Annotated in this window: 17 protein-coding genes; 3 read left to right on the forward strand and 14 right to left on the reverse strand. The window is 71.9% G+C overall.

Going from position 1 to position 21,697, the window contains the following annotated elements:
• Nucleotides 1-115 precede the first annotated feature (115 nt).
• Together larB and larC are read left to right on the forward strand one after the other, a co-directional pair.
• Nucleotides 116-868: a nickel pincer cofactor biosynthesis protein LarB gene (larB, locus tag HG543_RS06230; protein WP_169343753.1), complete on the forward strand. Its 753-nt coding sequence runs from the start codon at nt 116-118 to the stop codon at nt 866-868.
• Entirely contained in the window at nt 868-2,040 is a 1,173-nt protein-coding gene (larC, locus tag HG543_RS06235) for a nickel pincer cofactor biosynthesis protein LarC (RefSeq protein WP_169343754.1), read from the forward strand. Before larB ends, larC begins: the two co-directional genes overlap by 1 nt.
• A gap of 15 nt (nt 2,041-2,055) precedes the next feature.
• Here the strand turns inward: larC and HG543_RS06240 are convergent, their stop codons facing one another.
• The 14 genes from HG543_RS06240 to HG543_RS06305 all read right to left on the reverse strand — a co-directional run bounded on the left by HG543_RS06240 (nt 2,056) and on the right by HG543_RS06305 (nt 20,972).
• Nucleotides 2,056-2,754, reverse strand: a complete 699-nt coding sequence (locus HG543_RS06240; RefSeq protein WP_169343755.1) for a hypothetical protein — start codon at nt 2,752-2,754, stop codon at nt 2,056-2,058.
• Nucleotides 2,751-4,316, reverse strand: a complete 1,566-nt coding sequence (locus tag HG543_RS06245; protein WP_169343756.1) for a Ycf46 family AAA ATPase — start codon at nt 4,314-4,316, stop codon at nt 2,751-2,753. The genes HG543_RS06240 and HG543_RS06245 overlap by 4 nt, the downstream gene beginning before the upstream one ends.
• A 171-nt stretch (nt 4,317-4,487) precedes the next feature.
• Complete coding sequence (locus tag HG543_RS06250; protein ID WP_169343757.1) at nt 4,488-5,498, reverse strand: Gfo/Idh/MocA family oxidoreductase; 1,011 nt, start codon at nt 5,496-5,498, stop codon at nt 4,488-4,490.
• 15 nt (nt 5,499-5,513) lie between these two features.
• Nucleotides 5,514-6,011, reverse strand: coding sequence for a hypothetical protein (locus HG543_RS06255; protein ID WP_169343758.1), 498 nt, complete (start codon nt 6,009-6,011; stop codon nt 5,514-5,516).
• Nucleotides 6,012-6,176: 165 nt separating this feature from the next.
• A complete protein-coding gene (locus tag HG543_RS06260) occupies nt 6,177-7,565 on the reverse strand; it encodes an ATP-binding protein (protein WP_169343759.1) in 1,389 nt (462 codons plus the stop codon).
• Between the two features lie 123 nt (nt 7,566-7,688).
• Nucleotides 7,689-9,713 carry a DUF7151 family protein gene (locus HG543_RS06265; RefSeq protein WP_169343760.1) on the reverse strand — a complete coding sequence of 675 codons (2,025 nt, stop codon included), beginning with the start codon at nt 9,711-9,713 and terminating at the stop codon, nt 7,689-7,691.
• A 40-nt stretch (nt 9,714-9,753) separates the two neighbouring features.
• Nucleotides 9,754-11,430: a DUF7151 family protein gene (locus HG543_RS06270; RefSeq protein ID WP_169343761.1), complete on the reverse strand. Its 1,677-nt coding sequence runs from the start codon at nt 11,428-11,430 to the stop codon at nt 9,754-9,756.
• A gap of 41 nt (nt 11,431-11,471) precedes the next feature.
• Nucleotides 11,472-13,349 carry a DUF7151 family protein gene (locus HG543_RS06275; protein ID WP_169343762.1) on the reverse strand — a complete coding sequence of 626 codons (1,878 nt, stop codon included), beginning with the start codon at nt 13,347-13,349 and terminating at the stop codon, nt 11,472-11,474.
• 5 nt (nt 13,350-13,354) lie between these two features.
• The gene (locus HG543_RS06280) at nt 13,355-15,289 is read right to left on the reverse strand and encodes a DUF7151 family protein (protein WP_169343763.1); all 1,935 of its coding nucleotides are present in this window, start codon (nt 15,287-15,289) and stop codon (nt 13,355-13,357) included.
• Nucleotides 15,290-15,302: 13 nt separating this feature from the next.
• Nucleotides 15,303-17,021 carry a caspase family protein gene (locus HG543_RS06285; RefSeq protein WP_169343764.1) on the reverse strand — a complete coding sequence of 573 codons (1,719 nt, stop codon included), beginning with the start codon at nt 17,019-17,021 and terminating at the stop codon, nt 15,303-15,305.
• Entirely contained in the window at nt 17,018-17,782 is a 765-nt protein-coding gene (locus HG543_RS06290) for a hypothetical protein (protein WP_171817812.1), read from the reverse strand. The genes HG543_RS06285 and HG543_RS06290 overlap by 4 nt, the downstream gene beginning before the upstream one ends.
• Complete coding sequence (locus HG543_RS06295) at nt 17,779-18,471, reverse strand: sigma-70 family RNA polymerase sigma factor (protein ID WP_169343766.1); 693 nt, start codon at nt 18,469-18,471, stop codon at nt 17,779-17,781. The genes HG543_RS06290 and HG543_RS06295 overlap by 4 nt, the downstream gene beginning before the upstream one ends.
• Before the next feature lie 229 nt (nt 18,472-18,700).
• Nucleotides 18,701-19,297, reverse strand: coding sequence for a hypothetical protein (locus HG543_RS06300; protein ID WP_169343767.1), 597 nt, complete (start codon nt 19,295-19,297; stop codon nt 18,701-18,703).
• A 196-nt stretch (nt 19,298-19,493) separates the two neighbouring features.
• Entirely contained in the window at nt 19,494-20,972 is a 1,479-nt protein-coding gene (locus tag HG543_RS06305) for an endonuclease/exonuclease/phosphatase family protein (RefSeq protein WP_169343768.1), read from the reverse strand.
• Nucleotides 20,973-21,158: 186 nt separating this feature from the next.
• Here HG543_RS06305 and HG543_RS06310 point away from each other — a divergent pair, with 186 nt between their 5' ends.
• Nucleotides 21,159-21,686: a transcriptional regulator gene (locus tag HG543_RS06310; RefSeq protein ID WP_171817811.1), complete on the forward strand. Its 528-nt coding sequence runs from the start codon at nt 21,159-21,161 to the stop codon at nt 21,684-21,686.
• Nucleotides 21,687-21,697: the final 11 nt, after the last annotated feature.

The following is a 21,697-nucleotide window of genomic DNA, read 5'->3' on the forward strand; positions in this document are numbered from 1 at the left end:
TGGGATGCTCGACGGGGGTCGAGCAGGTGTCTGCCTCGACAGTTTCCCAGGTCTTGGACCCGGGGTGAATCATGCGGGCGTTCTCCCCCGGCACCGAGTGGGGTAGAGGACGCCCATGGACGAGAAGGCGCTGAAGCAGCTCCTCGGGAGCGTGAAGTCGGGTCGCGTGTCGGTGGATGACGCGGTGGGCAAGCTGAAGGACCTGCCCTTCGCGGAGCTGGGCTACGCGACGCTCGATACCCACCGCAACCTGCGCTTCGGCTTCCCCGAGGTGGTGCTGGGCGAGCCGAAGACGGTGGAGCAGCTGCTGGGCATCGTCGGCACGCTGGTGGAGCGCAAGCAGACGGTGCTGGTGACGCGGCTGCAGCCGGACAAGGCGGAGGCGCTGGTGGCGCGCTTCCCCAAGGGCGAGTACCACCCGGTGGCCCGCATCTTCCACCTGAAGCAGGGCAAGGTGCGCGCGGGCCGCGTGGCGGTGGTGACGGCCGGCACCAGCGACATCCCCGTGGCGGAGGAGGCGGCCATCACCGCCGAGGCCATGGGCGCCGAGGTGCGGCGCGTCTACGACGTGGGCGTGGCCGGCATCCACCGGCTGCTGCGGCGGCGCGAGGAAATCCAGGAGTGCCACGCCGCGGTGGTGGTGGCGGGCATGGAGGGCGCGCTGGGCAGCGCGCTGGGCGGACTGGTGGGCATCCCCGTCGTCGCGGTGCCGACGTCCGTGGGCTATGGCGCCAACTTCAAGGGCGTGTCCGCGCTGCTGGCCATGGTGAACTCGTGCGCCTCCAACGTGGCCACGGTGAACATCGACAACGGGTTCGGCGGCGGCTTCTACGCGGCGCTGATTTCGCGGACGAAGGGACGGCGGTGATGCGGCGCATCCTCTACCTGGAGCCGGTGGGCGGCATCGCCGGCGACATGTTCCTGGCGGCGGGTATCGACCTGGGGCTGGCGCCCGCGGACATCGAGGCGGCGCTGCGGGGCCTCAGTGTGCCGGGGTGGAAGCTGGCGGTGCAGCGCGCGGTGCGCCACGCCATCAGCGGCACGCACCTGGACGTGGTGCTGGACGCGCGCGAGGCGCACCCGCACCGGGCCTACTCGGACATCCGCCGGCTCATCGAGGCGGCCCCCACGCTGCCGCCCCGCGCGAAGGAGCGGGCCCTGGCGGTGTTCCGCGCCATCGGCGAGGCCGAGGCGAAGGTGCACGGCGTGTCCATCGACGACATCCACTTCCACGAGGTGGGCGCGGTGGACTCCATCGTCGACATCTGCGGCGCGGCGGTGGTGCTGGAGCTGTTGGGCAACCCCGAGGTGTACGCGGCCCCGCCGCCCCTGGGCAGCGGCAGCATCCGCGTGGCCCACGGCAACATGCCCATTCCGGTGCCCGCCACGCTGGAGTTGCTGCGCGACGTGCCCGTGCGCTTCGAGGGCGTGGGCGAGCTGACGACGCCCACCGGCGCGGCGCTGCTCAAGGTGCTGACGCGCATTGGCCACCCGCCGGACTTCATCGTGGAGAAGGTGGGCTACGGCGTGGGGACGAAGGACTTCCGAGACCGGCCCAACGTGCTGCGCGCGTCGCTGGGGCGGATGGAAGAGGCCCGCACCGAGGGACTCTGGGTGGTGGAGGCGAACCTCGACGACGCCACGCCGCAGCTGCTGGGACACCTCGTGGACAAGCTGCTCGCCGCGGGCGCGCTGGACACGTGGGTGGCGCCGGTGGTGATGAAGAAGAGCCGGCCCGGGCACCTGCTGGGCGCGCTGGTGGAGGGCGGCGCGCGCGAGGCGGTGGTGGACGCGGTGCTGCGCGAGTCCACCACGCTGGGCGTGCGCTACCACCGCGTGGAGCGGCAGGCGCTGGAGCGCGACTGGGTGGAGGTGGAGACGCCGTGGGGGAAGGTCCGCGTGAAGCGCGGCCTGCGCGGTGGCGCCGTGCTCAACGCGCATCCGGAGTTCGAGGACTGCCGCAAGGTGGCCGAGGCCGCGGGCGTGCCCGTGAAGCAGGTGATGGCCGCGGCGGTGGCGGCGCTCGGCCGGACGGAGTGACGCGGCGCCGGGCGCTCAGCGCCTGCCACGACGGAGGGCACCGGGGGGAACGAACAGCGCGACGAGGAACACGGTCAGCATGGCCCCCGCCAGCTGCGTTCCCCCACGGCCGTAGCGCCAGAGGCCCCCGGTCAGGCAGAAGAGCCCGCCGAGCGTCAGCCACCGCAGCAGCGGGTGGGGGATGAGGGACAGCAGCGCGGTGCCCAGGGTCGAGTGCTGGGAGAACATGCGCACCCAGCGCGCCGGCCGCTCCTCGGCGCGGAGCCGCGCGATTTGAAGCTCGAGCTGCTCGGCTTGCTCCCGCCGCCGCTGTTCCTCCTGCTGGCGCAGCGCTTCGATTTCGTCCGCGCGCGTCCGGCTCAGCCCGTGCTTGCGCTCCTGCCAGAGCCGCTCGTTGAATTCGAGCTGCTCCGGGGTCCCCAGGTCCGCGCCGCACACGGTGCACCTCGGCGCGAAGCGGCCGTTCTCGGACTCGCACACCATGCAACGCGGGAAGCGCCGCGTGTCCTCGGGCGCGTCCGCGAGGGCCAGGGGCGCCTCGCCCTTGAAGCGCTCCAGGTGGGTCTCCGGGATGGCGGCCTCGGCGTGGGCCTCCTTGCGCTCCTCCAGGGACTCGAAGCGGCCACCGTCCCGCAGCGGAGTGGACGTCTCCGATTCCGTGCGCTCGCCCCGGGAGCGCTCCAGGTGCAGGAAGCGGGAGAGCTTGGGCGTCATCGGGGACTCCCGGTGGGGGCTCCGGACGAGGCCGGGCGGGTACGGCCCCGGGCCCACTCACGCAGCCGGTCGATGTCCGCCGCCATCGTCACCGACAGGGGGAAGGTGTCCTGGATGGCGCGCACCAGGTGCCGCTGCTCCAGCTCCTTCCCCTCCGCGAAGGCCTCGTACAGCCCGGCGATGACGGCCTGCTCGATTTCCGCGCCGCTGAAGCCCTCGGTGAGCGTGGCCAGCTCCTCGATGCCGAAGCTCGCGGGCTCGCGCTTCCGGCGCTTCAGGTGGATGCGGAAGATGTCCTGGCGCTCGGCGGCCTCGGGCAGGTCGATGAAGAAGATTTCGTCGAAGCGGCCCTTGCGCAGCACCTCGGGCGGCAGGCCGTCGATGCGGTTGGCGGTGGCCACCACGAACACCGGCGCCGTCTTCTCCTGGAGCCACGTGAGCAGCGTGCCGAACACGCGCGCCGACACGCCGGTGTCCCCCGCGCCGGAGGAGGCCACGCCCGACAGGCCCTTCTCGATTTCGTCCACCCACAGCACCACCGGCGCCACGCTCTCCGCCACGCGGATGGCCTTGCGCAGGTTCTCCTCGGACGAGCCAATCAGCCCGCTGAAGATGCGCCCCATGTCCAGCCGCAAGAGCGGCAGGTTCCAGTGGGCGGAGACGGCCTTCGCGGTGAGGCTCTTGCCGCAGCCCTGCACGCCCAGCAGCAGCAGGCCCCGGGGCTCGGGCAGGCCGAACTGGCGGGCCCGCTCTCCGAAGGCCGCGGTGCGCTGGCTCAGCCATGACTTCAGATTCGCGAGCCCGCCCACGTTCCCCAGGCTCTCGTCGGGCGGGTAGTACTCCAGGAGCCCGCTCTTGCGAATCACCTGCCGCTTCTCGTCCTGGATGCGCTTGATGTCATCCGAGGACAGCTTCCCGTCGGTGGCGATGGCCTTGGCGAAGGCGTTCTCCGCCTCCGACAGCGTCAGCCCGAGCGCCGCCTTGATGAGCTGGTCCGCGTGCTCGCGGGACAGCTCGACGGTGGCCTTGTTGTTGCGGCGCACCAGCGCGACGATTTCCTTCAGCAGCCGCAGCAGGTCGTTGTACCCGGGCAGGGGCACGTCGATGACGGAGACCTCCTTCTCCAGCTCGATGGGGATGTGGAGCGAGGGGGACAGGAGGATGACGGTGGTGAAGGTGCTCTTGAGGAAGTGGGCCAGCTCGCGCAGGGCCCGCACCACCTGCTTCTCTTCCAGGAAGGGGTGGAAGTCCTTAAGCACCACCAGCGCGGGCTCGCCGAGCTTCTCGATGGCGGCCAGCGCCTCCAGCGGCGAGCGCGTGTCCTCGGGCAGGGCCGCGGCGCGCGAATTGCCCACGTTGCGCAGGCCCCGGGTGACGGACCAGTGGAAGAGCGCCTTGCCGTGCGCGCGCGCCAGTTCCGTGAGGATGGCGTCCACCCGGTGCTCCTCCCAGGAGACGAGGTAGAGCAGCGGGTAGCGGGCCCGCACGAGGACGTCGAGCTCCTCGAGCCACGGCTCGGTGGGACGGGAGGCGCGGTCGGTGGGGGAAGGGGAGGACGACATGTCGGGCATCTCTCGCGGGCCGGGCGCCCACATCGCGCCGCCGGAGGGTGCATCACGCAATGACCCGGGGGCCTGGCGCAAGGTGGGAGCCCTCCGGATAAGTGCCTCCGGGACAGGACGAAAGCGCGGGGACGCAGGGCAGGCGGGCAGGCGCCCCGGGAGCGGAGGCCCTCAGGCGCCCGGGCGCGGCTCCAGGTGGACGCGGCGGCCCTCCTGCTCGGAGGTCATGGCCGCCGCGAGGATGTCCTGCACGGTGGCGCCGTCCTCCAGCGTGGCCAGCCCGTCGCGGGCCTCGCCCCGGAGCAGGCCGAGGAACCGGCGCGCGACCTCCACGTGCGCCTGGGCCCAGGGCTCACGCTCTCCGGGGCGCGGCTCCACGCCGGGGGCCACGTCGCGCCATTCGCCGTGCTCGAAGCCGCGCACCGGGGACACGCACCAGCCTCCGCGCGACGGCACGTAGCCACCGGAGAAGCCCGCCTCCCAGCCGCGCCCGAGCAGCGTCCAGCCGCCGTGGATGCCCGGCTCCGGGCTCGCCGCGTGGGTGAGCACCAGCACCGCGCCGGAGGACAGCCCCACATGCAGCGCGGCGGTGTGCACGGGCCGGCCGGACAGCGACGCCTGCACCCAGACGGGCGAGGCGCCCGCGAGCCACAGCGCCGCGTCCAGGACGTGGGACACCCCGCCCCAGTCACCCGAGGCGCCGAGCAGCGGCCCGGAGGTGGTGCCGTCGTCCGCGACGAAGCCATTGCGCAGCGTGAGGACGAGGTGGCGCACCGGTCGCTCCGCGAGCCACGCCTTCAGCCCCCGCAGCGGGGGCAGCATCCGGTAGGGGAAGTTGACGGCGCTGGGGCGCGTGGCGGTGCGTGCCCGGGCCAGCAGTGTCCGGGCCTCCGCGGCGGTGCGGGTGAGGGGCTTCTCGCACAGCACCGCGCGGCCGGACTCCAGCGCTGTCTCCACGTGGGCGGCGTGGAGCGAGTCCGGTGAAGCCACCACCACCGCGTCCACGGCGGCGCAGAGCTCACGCACGTCCGTGGTGGCCAGGGGGATGCCCTCGCGCGCGGCCACCTCGCGCGTGTTGTCCGGGCTCCGCCCGCAGAGCGCCGTCAGCTCCGCGCCCGCCGCGCGGAAGGCCCCCACGTGCATGAGGCCCCACTTCGTTCCGATGACTCCGATGCGCACCATGGCGGGAGCTTGCCGTCACATCCACTTGAGCGAGAAGCGCCGCGTGCCGCCCCGCTGCGTCACCTTCACCTCGGTGACAATCTTCCCGAAGCCCATCAGCAGCCCCCGGAAGGTGCCCAGCAGCAGCGCGGAGGGCAGGCGCGAATGGCTCTCCAGCTCCACCGACAGCGGCATGAAGGACACGGTGCGCGTGGAGTCCGACGGCGGCAGCGCCCGCACCATGCCGCGCAGGAGCGCGTCGAAGTCGCCGAACACCTTCTCCACCGAGTCGAAGCCCAGCGCGCGCGCCAGCGGCAACGTGCGCATCGCCGAGCGCTGGGCGATGGCCTCCACCGCCCTGTCCCCCAGCGACGCCTGGAGCTCGCCCACCATGCGCACGTAGTCCTCCCAGGCGTACCACGTGTCGTCGCGCATGCTGTTGATGCGCTGCTGCTGCTGGGGGAAGCGCGAGGAGGCCGCCGTCATCGAGCCGAGGATGGCCTTGAACCAGGCGCCCTGAATCTCACCGGACATACGAGCCTCCTCGGGAGTCTTCCGGTGATTCCACGCCCGGAGTGCTCCCGCCGGCCATCGTCCTTCCGGCCGCGCGTGAAGAGGCGGACGCTCCGGCCCTCCGGCTCGGGACTTCCGTCGCCGGGTGGATGGTGGCCCCGTGGAGCGCAGGACAGCGCGCCCCGGCTACACCGGGAGGCGCACCTGCACACGCGTACCGCCCGGCTCGGACAGGACGCGCAGCTCACCGCCGTGCCGCTCGACGATGCGGCGGCTGATGTCCAGGCCCAGGCCCGCCGCCTGGGGCCTCGTGCTGAAGAAGGGCTCGAACAGGCGCGGCATCAAGTCCTTCGGAATCCCCGGCCCGTCATCCGCCACCTCCACCACCACCCGCGAGGGCTCGGCCCAGGTGCGCAGCCGCAGGCGTCCGCCGCCCTCGCCCAGGGCCTGCAGGGCGTTGAGCACCAGCTGCGTCCACACCTCCTCCAGCGCGCTGCCCTCCGCCTTCAGCCGCGGCAGGCCCCGCTCGTACTGGCGCTCCACGGTGAGCCGGTCTCCCGCCAGCCGGTGGCCCAGCACGGACAGCGTGGCCTCCAGGCCGTCGTGCACGTCCACCTCCTCCACGGGCGCCGCGTCCAGGAAGCTGTACGTCTTCAGCGCGTCCACCAGCGCGGACACGCGCGCCGTGCCGCGCTCCACCTCCGCCAGCAGCACGTCGCCCGTCACCGCGGCCACCAGCCACGCCAGCACGTCGCCCAGGAGCGCCGTGCCCACCCGCGTCTGCACCGACTCCAGCCAGGGCACGTCCAGCCCGGACGCCACGAGCACCGGCGCCGCCTCCCACGCGTCCGACACCCCGCGCGACTCCAGCCAGGAGCCCATCGCCTCCTCGCGCTCGGCCCGCGCCACGGGCGCCAGCGGCGGAGTCGTCCGGCCGCGCTCGGCGGCCTCGCGGGGCAGCGCCAGCAGGGCCATGCGCTGCGCCGAGGACAGCCCGTGCTCGCCCAGCGCCATGGCCCGCGCCGACACCGTCCGCAGCGTCTCCCGCAGCCGCGTCGCGCTCCGGCGCGCGGACGCGGCCGGACTGTCCAGCTCTCCGCCCAGTCCCGCCGCGAGCTGGCCCACGGGCAGCAGCGCCGCCTGCTGACGGGAGCTCACCTCGTTCGGCGCCGAGCGCTGCGAGGCCACCTCCATCAGCCCCCGGCTCAACACCGGCGCCAGGCGGATCAGCTCCCAGAAGGTGGCAGGCTCCAGGCGGAACAGGCGCACGTCCGTCGCCGCGCGGCCCGTGGTGGGGTGGGGCGAGTTCAGGAAGAGGATGAGCTCGCCGAAGAGGTCGCCCGCTTCCAGCGCGCCAGCGGGCACCTCCTGCGAGCCCACGCGGCGCGTCCACTCCGTGCGCCCCTCCAGGATGATGGACAGCCCGTCCGCCGGGGCCCCCTGCGCGGCGATGCACGTGCCCGCCGCGAAGTGGAGCTGCCGGCCATGACGGGCCATCCACTGGAGCTGCTCGTCCGTGAGTCTGGCGAACAGGGGAACCCGGCGCAGCGCTGTGACGATGTCCTCACGACTCATACGCTCCCGATGCTGCCTCGCCCCGGGTGGGTGTCCAACTCCCGACCACACGTTCGAGACCGGGGGGACGGCCGCCCGGCTGCCCGCCGGGCCCGGGTGCCCACCGCCGGGACGGCCGGGACGCTAGGGCCCGCAGGCCGTCTCCGCGTTGTTCTGGATGTCGCGGTCCTGGACGGGCCCCGTGTACACGCTGTCCGCGAGCGACGTGGCCAGGCAGCCGGGGAGCTTCGGGTTGTCCGTGACCCAGAAGAAGGAGCTCACCTGGACCAGCCCGCTCAGGCCCAGCTGAGTCAGCTCCGGGTTCTCCTGCACGACCAGCCCGTCCAGCTCTCGCAGGCCGCTGAAGGGCGCCAGGCTCGTCAGCCCGGCGCTGCGGCTGACGTTCAGGACTCCCAGCCGCAGCAGCCGGCTGAAGACCGACACGTCGGTCAGCAGCGGGTTGTCGCTGAGCTGCAGATAGGCTCCCACGCTCACCAGCATGGGGAACTCCATCAGGAACTTCAGCTTCGGGTTCTCGGTGATGCCGAAGTCCCTGTCCACGGCCTGGAGGCTCCTCATCGGCCCTACCCACTCCAGCGACGCGTTGCGGTGGATGATGATCCTGCCCACGAGAAAGAGGGAGCCCAGCGTGAAGTCCTGGAGGGCGGGGTTCTCCGTCAGCGACAGGGTGCCGCCCACGGTGTTCAGGTTCAGCTCCGCCGTGCTCCGAAGGGAGGCGTTGTTGGCGATGATGACGTCTTCGCCGACCGTCACCAGGCCCTCCAGGCCCAGGAAGGTGATGAGCGCGTCGTTGTCGACGAGCCGAACCGAGCCGGCCACCGTCCGCAGGCTGGAGAAGGGCACTGCCCCCAGGGCGGCATTCCCTTCGATGACCAGGGAGCCCGTCAGGTCGGTGAGGTACGAGAACCTGCCTCCGCCACCCAGGACCGGGTTCGAGCTCACGGAGACGTTGTGGCGCGGAGCCACCGCGTCCAGCCCGAACAGCGACGTGAGCTTCCCATTGGTTCTCACCGTCAGGTCGGTGCCCACGCGGACCGGGTAGGGGGGAGTCGGGCCGGCCGGGCCGACCCGCAGCAGCTCCAGGTTGGCGTTGTCGGCCACGTACAGGGCCTCGCCCACGGAGCGCAGGCCCGCGAGGTCCACGCGCGTCAGGGCGGGGTTGCCGTCGATGCTCAGCGAGCCCTCCACCGACACGAGGCCGGGGAGCACCACCTCCGTGAGCGGCGAGTTGGCGATGATGAGCGAGCCCCGGATGTGGGAGATGGCCGAGAGCGCCGCGAAGTCCGCCGCGTCGCGCACCAGGTACATGCCGTCATAGGTGGCCGTGGGCTGGCACACGTACGTGGTGCCGAGCACCTCGTTGGGGCCGAACTCCCCGTCCATGTTGATGTCCCGGCCGGCCTGCACCGCCGTGCCACCCATGGGGCAGCGCTCGCCCGCCGGCTCCGGCTGCTGGCGGACCCGGGCCTGGCTCACGCTCACGCAGATTTCGAGGGAGGCCCGCACCTCCGTGTCGTCGAACACGCCGTCCCGGTCCAGGTCCACGGCGGCCTCGACGAGGGCGCCGGGCTTCGGGCAGACGGTGTAGTTCGTCGCGACGTCGCGCACCCGCGTCAGCACCGGCGCCGGCTCCGAGCAGCCATACACCTCGCGGGTGATTTCCGCGTCGTCCAGCAACTGGTCGCCGTCCAGGTCTACTCCGGCGTGGGATACCACGCCTCCGTGCGTGCACTGCGCTCCGGAAGCCACCTGCCGCGTGCGCACCAGCACGTTCGGGACGGTGGTGGCGCAGACGTAGTCGGTGGCCGTCACCTCGCTGTCGTCGAGCACGCCGTCGTCATCGAGGTCCAGGCCGGTCAGCACCGCCTGTCCGCCATGCGCGCAGTGAAGCCCTGGCGGCTCCGGCCGGAGGGAGGAGCGCGCGCTGAAGCAGGAGTACGTGGTGGTCCTCACCTCGTCGTCGTCGAGCACGCCGTCGTCATCGAGGTCCAGGCCGGTCAGCACCGCATGCCCGCCCTGGGGGCAGTTGGCGCCCGCGAGCTCGGGGCGCATCCGCGTGGCGGGGGGATGCTGCTTCACGAGCTGCTCCAGCTCGATGCCGTCGCAGCCGGCCGTCAGGAGCCACAGGGCCATCCAGGTCCAACGCATGGTGCGGCTCCTCCGGTGGTGGGGCGTGTCCGTCCGTCCTTCAATCGTCGCAGGAGGCGGTGTCGTCATTGTCGCTGATGCGCAGCAGGTCCGGTGTGCCCGTGTAGACGGCGGAGGCAAGCCGGGTGGCCAGACAGGTGGGCAGCTTCGGGTTGTGGGTGACGGTGAGCGCCTGGTTCACCCGCTGCAGCGCGCTCAGTCCGAGCTGGGCGAGGCTGGCGTTCTCCTCCAGGGTGAGGCCCCCCACCTCCTGGAGGCGCTCGAGTCCCTCCAGGCTCCACAGCGCGTCGTTGTGGGTGACGTGGAGGCTCCCTCCGATGGACCGCAGGTCCGGCAGCGACAGGTTCCGCAGCACGCCGTTGTTGGCGACCTGCACCGGCCCGTTCACATGGGTGAGGACCGGGAAGGGAAGCTCCGCCAGCTCGTCATTGCCGGAGACAACGAGGGAGCCGCTGAGGGTCTCGACGCGCTGGAAGGCGGCTGCTCCCAGGATGGACTCGTACTCCAGCGCGTCGTTGTCCTGGAGGATGACGCTCTTGCGGGGGGACACGAGGCTGACCCCGCCCAGGCTCTTCAGCACGGGATTGGAGCTCAGCTCCAGGCTCGACTCCACCCACACCGTCTCGTTGGCGCCGAGCACCAGGTCCTTCAGGAGCGGGTTGCCCTTGACGACGAGGTCCTGCTGCACGAAGCGCAGGTTGGGCAGCTCCAGGCGCTTCAGGGCCGGGTTGTTGGAGATGTGGAGCTGGCCCTCCACCGTCGTGAGGCGCGGCAGGACCAGCTCGGTCAGCGTGTTGCTGATGACGCTGAAGTTGCCGCGGATGCGCGAGATGCCCTCGAGCGCCGCGAGGTCCGCCTCGCTCCGCACCGGGTAGCTTGCCTCGTACGAGTGCAGGGCGTTGCACACGTAGATGGGCGCGCCGGTCTCGTTGCCGCCCAGCTCGCCGTCGCCGTTCGAGTCCCAGCCCGCCATCACCCGCGTGCCCCCCATCAGGCACCGCGAGCCGGCCGGCTCGGGGGTCTGCCTCACCACCACCGCGGCCGAGGTCGCGCAGAAGTTCGCCCGGCCCCGGGTCTCGGCGTCATCCAGCTCGCCATCCCGGTCCAGGTCCGGACCCGCTTCCACGATTGTGATGGGAATGGCGCACACATAGGGCACCGGCGCGCCCGAGCGGATGCGGGTGAGCACCTGCTCCGGCTGCATGCAGCCGTACACCTCCCGGGTGACCTCGCCGTCCTCCAGTGTCCCGTTGCCGTTCGTGTCATGGCCCGCGCGGGAGACCTGGCCGCCGTGGAGGCACTGCGCTCCGGAAGGCACCTCGCGGGTGAGGACCAGCACGTCGGGGAAGGGGGTGACGCAGAGGTACTCGGAGGCTGTCACCTCGGCGTCCTCGAGCACGCCGCTGCCGTCCACGTCGATGCCCGTCTGGAACACCTGCCCCCCGAGCGAGCAATGCGCGCCGGCCGGCTCCGGCTGCCTGCGGGTCAGCGCCACGGCGCAGGCATACTCGGTGGTCGTCACCTCGCTGTTGTCGAGCACGCCGTCGTCATCGAGGTCCAGGCCGGACTGCAGCGCGTGTCCCCCCTGGGCGCAGTTGGGGCCCCGGGGTTCCGGAACCATGCGCGTGCGCGAGGCGTGTTGCTTCACGAGCTGCTCCAGCTCGATGCCATCGCAACCGGCCACCAGGGCCCATACCGCCATCCAGGTCCAGCGCATCGTGGGGGTCCTCGGGAGCGGACCGTTGTCCGCCCCGTGTCTCACCGCTCGCAGGCGGCCGCGTCGTCGTTGTCGCTGATGCGCGGCTCGGACGGGCCCACGTAGAGGTTGAGGAGCGGGGTGGCCAGGCAGGTGGGCAGCCGAGGGTTGTGGGTGATGACGAGCTCCCCGTACACCCGCTCCAGCCTGTCGAGCGCGAGCCGGGTGAGGTTCGCGTTCTCCGTCACGTCCAGCACGCCGACCTCCTGGAGCCCGAGGAAGTCCCTCAGGTCCTCGAGTGATTCATTGCGCCGCAGCGTCAGGGACTTCAGCCGGGGCAGCTCGGACAGCGGCTTCAGGCTGGTCAGCAGCGGGTTGTCCAGGACAGACACCTGGTCGACCAGCTGGAGGCTGTTCAGGCCGCGCAGGCCGAGCAGCTTCGGGTTGTTCAGGAGGGCGAGCTGGAGGCCGATGTCCCGCAGGAGGGGCATGTCCCCCACCCACTCCAGCCCGGCGTTGGCTTCGACGAGGAGCGCGCCCACGCGCGACAGGGCCGGCATTCCCTCGGTGGTCCGCAGCGCGGCGTTGTGGCTGACGTTCAGCGGGCCGTTCACCCGCTCCAGCGTGGGCAGCCCGGTGAGGCCTTCCAGCGCGGCGTTGTGGGTGATGGCGAGCGCCCCGTCGACGGACCGCAGGCTCGTCAGCGCCAGGTCCCGCAGTGCGGCGTTGTCCTCGACCCGCGCGTTGCCACCCACGTGGACGAGGCTGGAAAAGGGCAGGACGCTCAGCGAGTCGTTGCCCGTGACCTGGAGGTCCAGGAGGGCGTCCACCTTGAGGAAGCCCTCCATGTCCGGGGTGAACTCCAGCGCGTCGTTCTCCTGCAGGAAGACGCCGCGGCGGGGGGACACGAAGGAGAGCCCGCCCAGGCTCTTCAGCCGGGGGTGGGACTTCAGCACCAGGTTCGCCTCCACCCACAGGGTCTCTCGAAAGGCGCCCCCGAGCACCAGGGTCTCCAGCAGGGCGTTGGACTCGACGAGGAGGTCCTCCCGCACGAAGCGCAGGTTGGGCAGCTCCACGTGCGTCAGGGCCGGGTTGTTGGAGAGGGTGAGCTGGCCCTCCACCGTGGTGAGGCCCGGCAGGTGCAGCTCGGTCAGCGCCGTGTCCGCGACGGTGAGGTGGCCGCGGATGCGGGAGAAGGCCGCGAGTGGCGCGAGGTCCGCCGGGCTCCGCACCACGTAGCTGCCCTCGTAGGTGTGGAGGGGCTGGCACAGGTAGGTGGACGCGTTGGACTCGCTCTCGCTCAGCTCGCCGTCGCCGTTCAGGTCCACGCCCGCCACGAGCTGGGTGCCCCCCGCCACACAGCGCGCGCCGGCGGGCTCGGGGACCAGCCTTGCCCGCACCAGGCTCGCTATCGCGCACATGGGCAGCCGGCCCCGGGCCTCGGTGTCGTCCAGCACGCCGTTCCGGTTCTCGTCCGGACCCGCTTCCACCACCGTGCTCGGTCCGGGGCAGACGTAGGGCGGCGGTTGGGACCCGCGGGTGCGGAGGAGCATCGTCTCCGCCTCCGTGCAGCCGTACACCTCGCGGGTGACTTCGGCGTCGTCCAGCACGCCGTTGTCGTTCGTGTCGTGGCCGGAGCGGAACACCTGCCCGCCGCGGGGGCACTGCTCCCCGGGAGGCACCTGCCGGGTGGTCATCAGCACACCGGCAATGGCGGTGTCGCAGAGGTAGAGGGTGTCCGTCACCTCCCTGTCGCCCAGCACGCCGTCGTCATCGAGGTCCAGGCCGGACAGGACGGCGTCGCCGCCGTTCGGGCAGCGGATTCCGGCCGGCTCCTTCAGCACCCGCGTGGCCGGGGAATGCTGCTTCACGAGCCGCTCCAGCTCGATGCCGTCACAGCCCGCCGCCAGCATGAGCACCACCACCCAGGTCCATCTCATCGGCGTCACTCGAAGCCCCCTGGCAGGAGGGGATTCCATCCGTCGGGAAGAGGCGGGGGAGGACACGAGGCCGTGGAGTCGTTGCCGGAGGTCCGCGCCGGCTCCTCCGTCCCGGTGTACACGCGGGTGGCGAGCCCGGTGGCCAGGCACGTGGGCAGCCTGGGGTTGTTCTCGATGATGAAATACGCGCTCACCTGCTCCAGCCCGTCCAGCTGGAGCGTGGTCAGCTTCGCGTTGTCCGCGACGAGCAACTGCTCCAGCGAGCGCAGGTGGCCCAGGTCACGGAGGCTCGTCAGCGAGGGGTTGGTGTTCACGCCCAGGGCCCGCACGGACTGGAGATTCCCGAGGCCCGACAGGTCGGTCAGCAGCGGGTTGTGATGGATGTACAGGCTGTCCACGCTCCAGAGATGGAGCGGGCCCAGGGCCTGCAGCCTCGCGTTCTCTCCAATGGAGAGGCTGTCCAGCGTCCGCAGGCTGGGGAAGCCCGTCACCGTCTCCAGGTCCGGGTTGCGGGCGAGGAGGAAGGTGCCCAGGCTGCTCAGGGTCTCCATGCCCTTGGTGGAGCGCAGGTGCTCGTTCTCCACCACCAGGAGCCCGCCGTTGATGGTGGTGAGCTCGGGCATTCCGGACAGGTCCAGGAGGCTGCTGTTGCCGGCGACCTCGAGGTCACCGGAGATGCCCAGCAGCGCTGGAAGCCCGAGGGAGGGCAGCGCGGTGTTGGCGGTGATGCGCACGTCGCCGCGCACGTGGTTCAGGTTGGGGAAGGGCAGGTGCTGCAGGGACACGTTGTCGGCGACGATGATGGAGCCCGGGTGCTGGCGGATGTTGTCGAAGCTCCCCGCGGTCTCGAGGGCGTCGTTGTTGCGGATGACGACGTCCCGGCGCGGCTGTGCGTTCCTCAGTCCGAACAGCGTGGGGAGCCAGAGGTTGTTCTCCACGCGCAGGTCGCCTTCGATCCACAGCGCCGGCCCCGGGCTGACCCGCGAGCCGAGCAACAGCGTCGTCAGGTTCCCGTTGCCGTCGATGACGACGTCCCGCTCCACGAGGCGCAGGCCGGTCATCTCCAGGCGCGTCAGGGCCGTGTTGCCCTGGACGAAAATCTCGCCCTCCACCATCAGCAGCGCGGGCAGCTCCACCTCCGTGAGGGGCGTGGTGCTGATGCGGACGTCGCCGCGGACGCGGCCGATGCCCCGCAGCACCGCGAGGTCCGCCGCGCTGTGCACCTCATAGGTCCCGTCGAAGGTGCGCAGGGGCTGGCAGACGAAGGCCGTCGAGGACACTTCCGGGTCCTCCAGCGTTCCGTCTCCATCCGTGTCCAGCCCCACGTCCACCCGCGTGCTCCCTGTGCCACAGTGGGCGCTCTCGGGCTGCGGCTGCAGGCGGTACTTCACCTGGCCCGAGTCGAGGCAGGCGAGGGTGGCGGCGGTGCGCTCCGCGTCGTCGAGCACGCCATCGCGGTCCAGGTCCAGCCCGGCTTCCACCCGCGTGGCCGAGGGGAAGCAGGACTCGTCAGAGGTCGGGGTGAAGCGGACGACGACGGGGGAGGCCTCCTCGCAGCTGTACACCTCGCGGGTGACCTCCGCCGCGTCCAGGGCCCCGTTGCCGTTCGTGTCCTGGCCGGCGCGGGACACCTGGCCACCCCGGGGGCACTTCTCTCCGGGGAGCACCTTCTCGTTGAGCAGGAGCACGTCCGGAAGGTCGGTGTCGCAGATGTAGAAGGTGCGCCGCACCTCCGCGTCGTCGAGCTGGCCGTCCTCGTCGGCGTCCAGGCCCGTCAGCACCTCGCTGCCGCCGAGGACGCAGTTGCCGCCCGGTGCCTCGTCGCGGCTGATGGAGAGCGGCTCCTGCTGCTTCACGAGCCGCTCCAGCTCGATGCCGTCACAGCCCGAGGCCAGCGCGAGCACCGCCCCCCACGTCCACCGCATGAACCCGTGCTTCATCGCGCTCCCCGCTTCAGCGCCGCAGCGCCAGCTCCACGCCGAAGGACCGGTCCCACGCGTCGTCCCCGTCCACCGTGACCCGGTCCCAGGACAGCGTGGCCGCCAGCCGCAGCCGCAGTCCCGCCACCGTCCCCGTCAGTCCCGCCGCCGTGTGCGTGGTGAGCGTGAAGGGGTCCCCCATGCGCACCGAGCCCCGCGTCACACCGACCAGGCCCCAGCCCGCGCCCGCCTCCAGGAACAGCGGCGTGCGGTACAGCCCCTCCGTGCCCAGCAGTCCCTGCACCGTGGCGCGGTGCATGCGCATGCCGTCGCGCGCCACCGGCGTCAGCGCGTAGGTGCCGCGCACGCCGTAGTAGAGGTACGGCCTCAGCTCCGAGTGGAACGCCACGCTCGGACCGGTGGCGAAGGTGCGCAGCCCCAGCGGCGCCTGCAGGGCCGTCAGGCCCAGGTTCCACCCACGCGTCGCGGCGTCCCGCAGGAGCAGGTGCGACGGCGTGCCCCCTTCCGCGGGCGGGAAGGCGCGGCCCAGGTTCACCGGCACCAGGCCCGCGGCGGCGACGTATTGCTCGTAGAAGAGCTTGTCCAGCGGCACCGCGAACAGGCCGCGGCGCAGCGCCTCCTCGGCGGGGCCGCGCTCCTGCAGCTCGCGCGAGGCCATCCGCGGAATGCCCGTGGCCAGCTCCGCGAGGGTGATGCGCGCCTCGGCGGTGGGGGTGCGCACCCAGTACACGTCGCGCTCGGGCAGCCGCAGCAGCACGTACTGGTCTTCCGAGCGGCGCACGTCCGCCAGGCGCCGGCCGTCCGCGTCCTCCACGGAGATGCGCGAGTGCTGGAAGCCCGAGGGCAGGGTGAGGCTGGGGCCCCTGGGCGCGGGGCCCACCAGCGGTCGCCTGGGCTCGCGCGTGGGCGCGAAGGCGTGGAGGGTCAGCCGCGCGGGCAGTCCCTTGACGCCCTGGAGCGACGCGGAGACGAAGGCGCCCAGCTCGCTGTACTCCACCTGCCCGTCGCCGTTGATGTCCGCCGCGCCCATGAGGCCCGAGCGCGCCACGTGGCTGAAGACGCCGGCGCGGATGCGGGACCACTCGTGCGTCTCGCCGTCGTCGCTCTCGGCGAAGATGGCGCCCACGCTGGGCCGGGTGGCCAGCTGCTCGCGCGCGAGCATGCCGCGCAGCTCCGCCAGCACCGCCGCGTCCGTCTGTCCGCCGCGGCTGCCCACCACGCCGGAGGCGCGGCACGCGTCCACGATGACGTGCGTGAAGTCCGAGGCGAGCGGGTCCACCACGTCCGAGTAGAGGCTCGCCTTGTCCAGCCGGCCGCCCGCGAGGGTGAAGTAGGCGCGTCCGGCCTCGTCCGTGTTGCCGTGGCCCACGTACACCACGAGCACGTCCGTCTGCCGTCCCAGCTCGTCGTCGGCGAGGCTGGCGGCGCGCAGCCGGGCCACCTCGCGCTTCACCTCGTCCGGCGTGGGCGGACGCGCGCCCGCCAGAACAGGCCGATTCCCGGCACGCGTCACCGCGTCCGGGTCGACCAGGAGCGTCGTCTCCACGCCCATGCGCTGGAGCGTCTCCGCCCACAGCACGCCGTCATCATCCGCGAAGCGCAGGTCCGGAAGGGAAGGGTCGTCACTGCCGTTGTGGGCAATGACCAGGGCGCGTCGCACCACCCCTTCCGCCGAGGCGCTGCTCGTGGCGAGCAGCCCGCAGGCACCGAGGAGCAGTCCCAGCTTTCTCATGGGCCATCCTCTACCTTGACCTCCTGCTTGAGCACCACCACCCCCCCGTCCTGCTCGCCGCGCAGGGCCGCCAGGGCCGCGACCGGGCGGTCCGCGAAGGCGGCCGTCACCTCCACCGCGCCCGGCTGCTGGGGCATGGGGACGGTCAGCTCCAGGGGGCCTTCCTTCCCCGGGGCGCCGGACAGGACGAAGGGCCCCGCCGTCACCTCGGCCTTCTTCGCGCCCCGTACCTGTACGGCCACGTGCGAGTAGGGGGCGTTGCCACCGGCGGCGAAGGCCAGCATCGCGCCCGACTTGCAGGCGTCTCCCGCGTGCAGCTCGCGCATGGGCTGTCCGGCCGCCGCGCAGAAGATGCGCAGCGCCACGCCCGGCGGGGGCGTGCCCTCTCCACGGGCAGTGAACTCGTGGGCGTTCGGGGTGTTCGTGGCGGGCGGCACCACCACCACCGCCAGGAAGACGGCGGCCACCGCGCCGGCCAGCAGCGCCAGCGAGGACCACCGCGCCGGCGCCTCCTCGGCGGGAGCCGCCGCGGCCAGGGCCGCCGCCAGGCCGCCCTCGGTCAGCGCGTGCCGCTCCATGGAGGAGGGCTGGTCCAGGTCGCCCTCGAGCGCGCGGTGGGCGCGGACCCACTGCTCGTACCGGGCGCCGCAGCGGGCGCAGCCGTGCGCGTGGCGCAGCAGGCGGGCGGACTCGGCCGGGGCCAGGACTCCCTGGGACCAGCGCGTCAGGCTGGCGTCGATGTGTCGCTCGTACCACCTCATGATGGCATGCTCCCTATTGCGCACAGGGCCATTGAGGCCAGGAGGACTCCCAACTCCATCCGCCCGGGCTCGAACGAGGTGTCCAGCCAGCCCGAGGCCTTCAAATGCTCGGTGAACTGCGTCCGCAGCCGCTTCTCGCGCACCCGCACCTCTCCCCGGGTGAGCTGGAGCTTCTCGGCGGCGGACTCCTGCGAAAGTCCTTCCACGAAGCGCAGCTGCGCGAGCGCGCGGCCCTCTTCCGGCAGCGCGTCCAGGAACTGGCGCACCAGCGCGCGCACCTCGGTGCCCAGCGCCTCCTCCTCCGGGCTGCGGCCCTCGGTGGGCAGGTGGCTCAATTCGGGCGCGTCGTCCATGGGGACGGCCTCGCGCGCCACGCGCCCGGAGGCGCGCATCAAATCAATGGCCGTCGAGCGGGCCACCGTCAGCAGGAAGCCCAGGTAGGGGCGGACCCCGTCGTAGGCCTGGCGCATGTTGGGCCGGAAGGCCCGGACGAAGGTCTCCTGGTGCGCCGCATCCAAATCCAGCGCGGAGAGCGCCACCGTGCGCGTTCCCCCCTCCCCACCCACCGCGAACCGCCGGGAGAGGTAGCGCAGCACCTCCGGCGAGTACTTCCGGTACACCTGCGTGAGGACGGCCGCATCGCCGCGGCGGAAGGCCTCCAACACGGCCCTGTCGTTTCCTGGCAGCACGGACACTCCCGGTCCCTATCGAGCGGCCCGGGGCCCCGTGCCCTGCGCCATCCGTTTCCCTCACAAAAAGAGATACGGAGCGTGCTCGAATTCTGGGTCGTGCCGATGGACGAAGACCGGGCGATTTCTTGAGCGATTCGGCGGAATTCGTTGTCCGGGCGCGGTGATATGGGCGCAAACGACAGGGGTGGGTGCTGCTCCCTCCACGGGAAGCAGCACCCACCGCGACTCAGCCGGGCTGGGGCAGGGGCCACGCCGGGAACTCCCGGGCCCACGCCGCGCGGACGCGGGCGAGCAGGTCCTCCCTCCCCGTGGGGCGGGTCGCCCACCAGCCGGAGTTGAGGAGGAAGGGGGCCGGGCAGGCGCGGATCAACTCCTGGAGCCGGGCCTCAGCGCCGCCCGTCCGCTCGAGCAGCGCCGCCACCTGCGACTCCAGCGGGCCCAGCGGCGAGTCCGGCCCCCGGTAGCCCGGGCCATACCAGACCTCCAGGAAGCGCACCGGGCCCACCAGCCGGGCGTTGAACTCCGCCAGCTCCTCCGCCGGCACCCACAGCTCCTGGTGCCCACGCCCGCCCACCGTCCGCACGGGGAAGCGGGCGAGGTACGCCGCGTCCACGTCGAAGGCGGTGACGAGGCCCACGTGCCCCGAGCCCGCGTCCGGCGCGTTCCAGTCGCGGGCAATCTGCCGCGCGTAGTCCGCGTTCATCACCGGGTAGAAGATGGGCTGGTCCGGCAGCCGGGGAGGAAAGCCCGAGCAGCCGCTGGCCAGCACGAGCTCCGACTCCCTCAGGCCCACCGGGCGGTACAGCGTGAGCGTCTCCACCATGGCGGCCCCCTCCTTTATATGCGGGGTGCGCCCTGTCACCGGGGGACGTCCCCCGGCGCGGGCTGGCTTGCTGCCGACGCGGCCCGGGTGCGACGCCTGACGCCCGCACGGACTCCACGCGGTTGGCCACCCAGGTGACGTTGTACGTCGTGCCGGCCGCGAGCGTCTCACCGCCGTTGGGCGCGGTGAGCCGCGGTTAGCGCAGGCCGTTCGGGTTGAAGTCGTAGCGGCTGAGGATGGGGTAGTGGTCGGACGTGGTGCTGCTGTAGCGGGTGATGGCCGGCCGCATCGACGTCACGGAGTTGGCGACGTAGGCCGCGGCCATCTCGTTGGAGGCGAGCTGGTGGTCGATGAAGGCCGGGCGGCTCGCCGTGCTGCGGATGCCCGCCAGGGACAGGGCCTGGGTGGGGAAGACGTAGTCCGCGGTGTCGTTGACGAAGTCCCGGAAGGGGGTATCCAGCCCGCCCACCGTCGAGACATCCACGTCGTCGTTCCAGTCCCCCACCACCATGACCCGCTGCGTGGGCAGCTGGGCGTCCAGATAGTCCTTGAGCCACCCGGCCGCGGCCCGCCGCCGCTGATAGTCCTCCGTGGGGTCGTCGCTCGTCGTGGCCTTCAGGTGCACCACCAGGAGCGTCATGTCCACGCTGGCGCCATCGCGCGTGATGCGCAGGTCCACCCGCAGGGGGGGTCTCCCGGCGAAGTCGTTGCTGTACTGGGTCAGGACCACTCTCGCCTGCAGCACCCTCACCACGTCCGACTTGAAGAGCACGCCCAGCTTCTGGTCCCTGGCGTCGTAGTAGCTCGTGCCGGCCGAGACACGGCTGGCGTCGTTCGCGAGGAAGCCGTCGTAGCCGGGCAGCTGGGCCTTCAGCTCGTTGAACCGGTCCGTGTTGACGATTTCCGCCAGGCCCCAGATGTCCGCGCCGGCGTCGGCGATGACGGCCTGGACGTTGGCGAGCTGCAGCGGCTCATCGCTGGGGCCGAACATCGGGTCCCCGAACCACTCGATGTTCCAGTTGGCCACGGAGACGGGGAAGCTGTCCGTGGGCAGAGGTCCCCCATCCGGCTGCTCCCCGGGGGAACCCACCCGCAGCGTCACCCGGGCCTCGGCCCAGACCCCGCTGCCGTCCTGCACGCGCAGGGTGAGGGGATGGATGCCGCTCCCCTGGGGAACGCCGCTCAGCACCCCGTCCTGGCTGAAGTTCAGCCCCATGGGCAGCGAGCCCTCCGCGACGGACCAGCGCAGCGGCGGCCGGCCGGTGGCGGCGAAGGTGTGCAGGTAGTTGCTGCCCGTGGTGGCGAAGGGAGGCTCGGCGCCGGACACCGCCGGCAGGGGCCAGATCTTCAGCGCGTAGGTTCGGACGTCCTCGTGGCCATCCGCGTCCTGCACGCCCACGGTGAGCGTGTAGTCGCCCGGCTCGGTGCCCGGTCCCGTCAGCCGCGCCTCGGCCGTATAGAAGGAGAAGCCCGGCGGCGGCGTGCCCACGAACGAGTAGCGCAGCGGCGGGGTGCCGCCCGTGGCCGGCAGCATCGCCTCGTAGGGGACGCCCACCGTGGTGGGCGACAGCTCGACGGCGGGCAGCATCGGGCCGTTCGGGTCGCTACGACCCGAGGAACAGGCGCTCAGCAGGACGAGGACGGCCAGCGTCCCGGTCACTCGAACAGACAACATGTCGGTGGGCTCCAGCGCGAGCCCTGGGGTCGGGGGCTCGGCGCGCGCATTCTACCAGCAGGGAAGGCAATGGTCGCGTGCGCCGTTCGTGAGTCCAGAAAGCCCAGGAAGGTTTTGCGCTCCCGGCGGGTGTGGAGTGGCATGCTTCGCGACGGGGGGCCCCGCCGCCCCACGGAGGACACAGCAATGGCCGAGAAGTGGGACAAGCAGCTGATGGACTTCCTCAAGCGCACCGGTGACGAGCTCAAGCGCACCACCGATGACCTGCGCGGCGAGGCCCAGCGCCTCCTCAAGGAGGTGAAGGACCCGCAGAACCAGACCAAGGTGAAGGAGGGCCTGGAGCAGCTGCGGACCTGGGCCACCGTCACCAGCAAGGTGGCGACGGAGAAGATTGAATCCGCCGTGAAGCAGGTGGAGGGCGCCGTGGAGCGCGCCTTCAAGCCGGAGGACGGCGCGGGACAGGCCCCGGCCTCGGCGGCGGAGGCGAAGGCCCGCCCGGCCGCTTCCTCCGGGGGCAATGCCGACCCCGGCGCCTCCGGGGCCCCGAAGGCCGAGCCTCGCACCGCCAGGAAGGCGGGCAACAAGTCGATTGGCCGCAAGAAGGCCGCCGCCAAGGGGGCCACCTCCCGCCCGGCCGCCAAGGCCGCCAAGAAGGGGAACGCGGCTTCCAAGAAGACGATTGGGAGAGCAAGGAAGCCCACTGCCGGGGCGTGAAGTTCCGTTGC

This window comes from Pyxidicoccus fallax, assembly GCF_012933655.1.
GTDB classification, from domain to species: Bacteria; Myxococcota; Myxococcia; order Myxococcales; family Myxococcaceae; genus Myxococcus; species Myxococcus fallax.

Bases quoted from the DNA above. Each gene is read 5' to 3' on its own strand.
- larB (WP_169343753.1), top strand. From the start codon at position 116: ATGGACGAGAAGGCGCTGAAGCAGCTCCTCGGGAGCGTGAAGTCGGGT.
- larC (WP_169343754.1), top strand. From the start codon at position 868: ATGCGGCGCATCCTCTACCTGGAGCCGGTGGGCGGCATCGCCGGCGAC.
- HG543_RS06240 (WP_169343755.1), bottom strand. From the start codon at position 2,754: ATGACGCCCAAGCTCTCCCGCTTCCTGCACCTGGAGCGCTCCCGGGGC.
- HG543_RS06245 (WP_169343756.1), bottom strand. From the start codon at position 4,316: ATGTCGTCCTCCCCTTCCCCCACCGACCGCGCCTCCCGTCCCACCGAG.
- HG543_RS06250 (WP_169343757.1), bottom strand. From the start codon at position 5,498: ATGGTGCGCATCGGAGTCATCGGAACGAAGTGGGGCCTCATGCACGTG.
- HG543_RS06255 (WP_169343758.1), bottom strand. From the start codon at position 6,011: ATGTCCGGTGAGATTCAGGGCGCCTGGTTCAAGGCCATCCTCGGCTCG.
- HG543_RS06260 (WP_169343759.1), bottom strand. From the start codon at position 7,565: ATGAGTCGTGAGGACATCGTCACAGCGCTGCGCCGGGTTCCCCTGTTC.
- HG543_RS06265 (WP_169343760.1), bottom strand. From the start codon at position 9,713: ATGCGTTGGACCTGGATGGCCCTGTGGCTCCTGACGGCCGGCTGCGAC.
- HG543_RS06270 (WP_169343761.1), bottom strand. From the start codon at position 11,430: ATGCGCTGGACCTGGATGGCGGTATGGGCCCTGGTGGCCGGTTGCGAT.
- HG543_RS06275 (WP_169343762.1), bottom strand. From the start codon at position 13,349: ATGAGATGGACCTGGGTGGTGGTGCTCATGCTGGCGGCGGGCTGTGAC.
- HG543_RS06280 (WP_169343763.1), bottom strand. From the start codon at position 15,289: ATGAAGCACGGGTTCATGCGGTGGACGTGGGGGGCGGTGCTCGCGCTG.
- HG543_RS06285 (WP_169343764.1), bottom strand. From the start codon at position 17,021: ATGAGAAAGCTGGGACTGCTCCTCGGTGCCTGCGGGCTGCTCGCCACG.
- HG543_RS06290 (WP_171817812.1), bottom strand. From the start codon at position 17,782: ATGAGGTGGTACGAGCGACACATCGACGCCAGCCTGACGCGCTGGTCC.
- HG543_RS06300 (WP_169343767.1), bottom strand. From the start codon at position 19,297: ATGGTGGAGACGCTCACGCTGTACCGCCCGGTGGGCCTGAGGGAGTCG.
- HG543_RS06305 (WP_169343768.1), bottom strand. From the start codon at position 20,972: ATGTTGTCTGTTCGAGTGACCGGGACGCTGGCCGTCCTCGTCCTGCTG.
- HG543_RS06310 (WP_171817811.1), top strand. From the start codon at position 21,159: ATGGCCGAGAAGTGGGACAAGCAGCTGATGGACTTCCTCAAGCGCACC.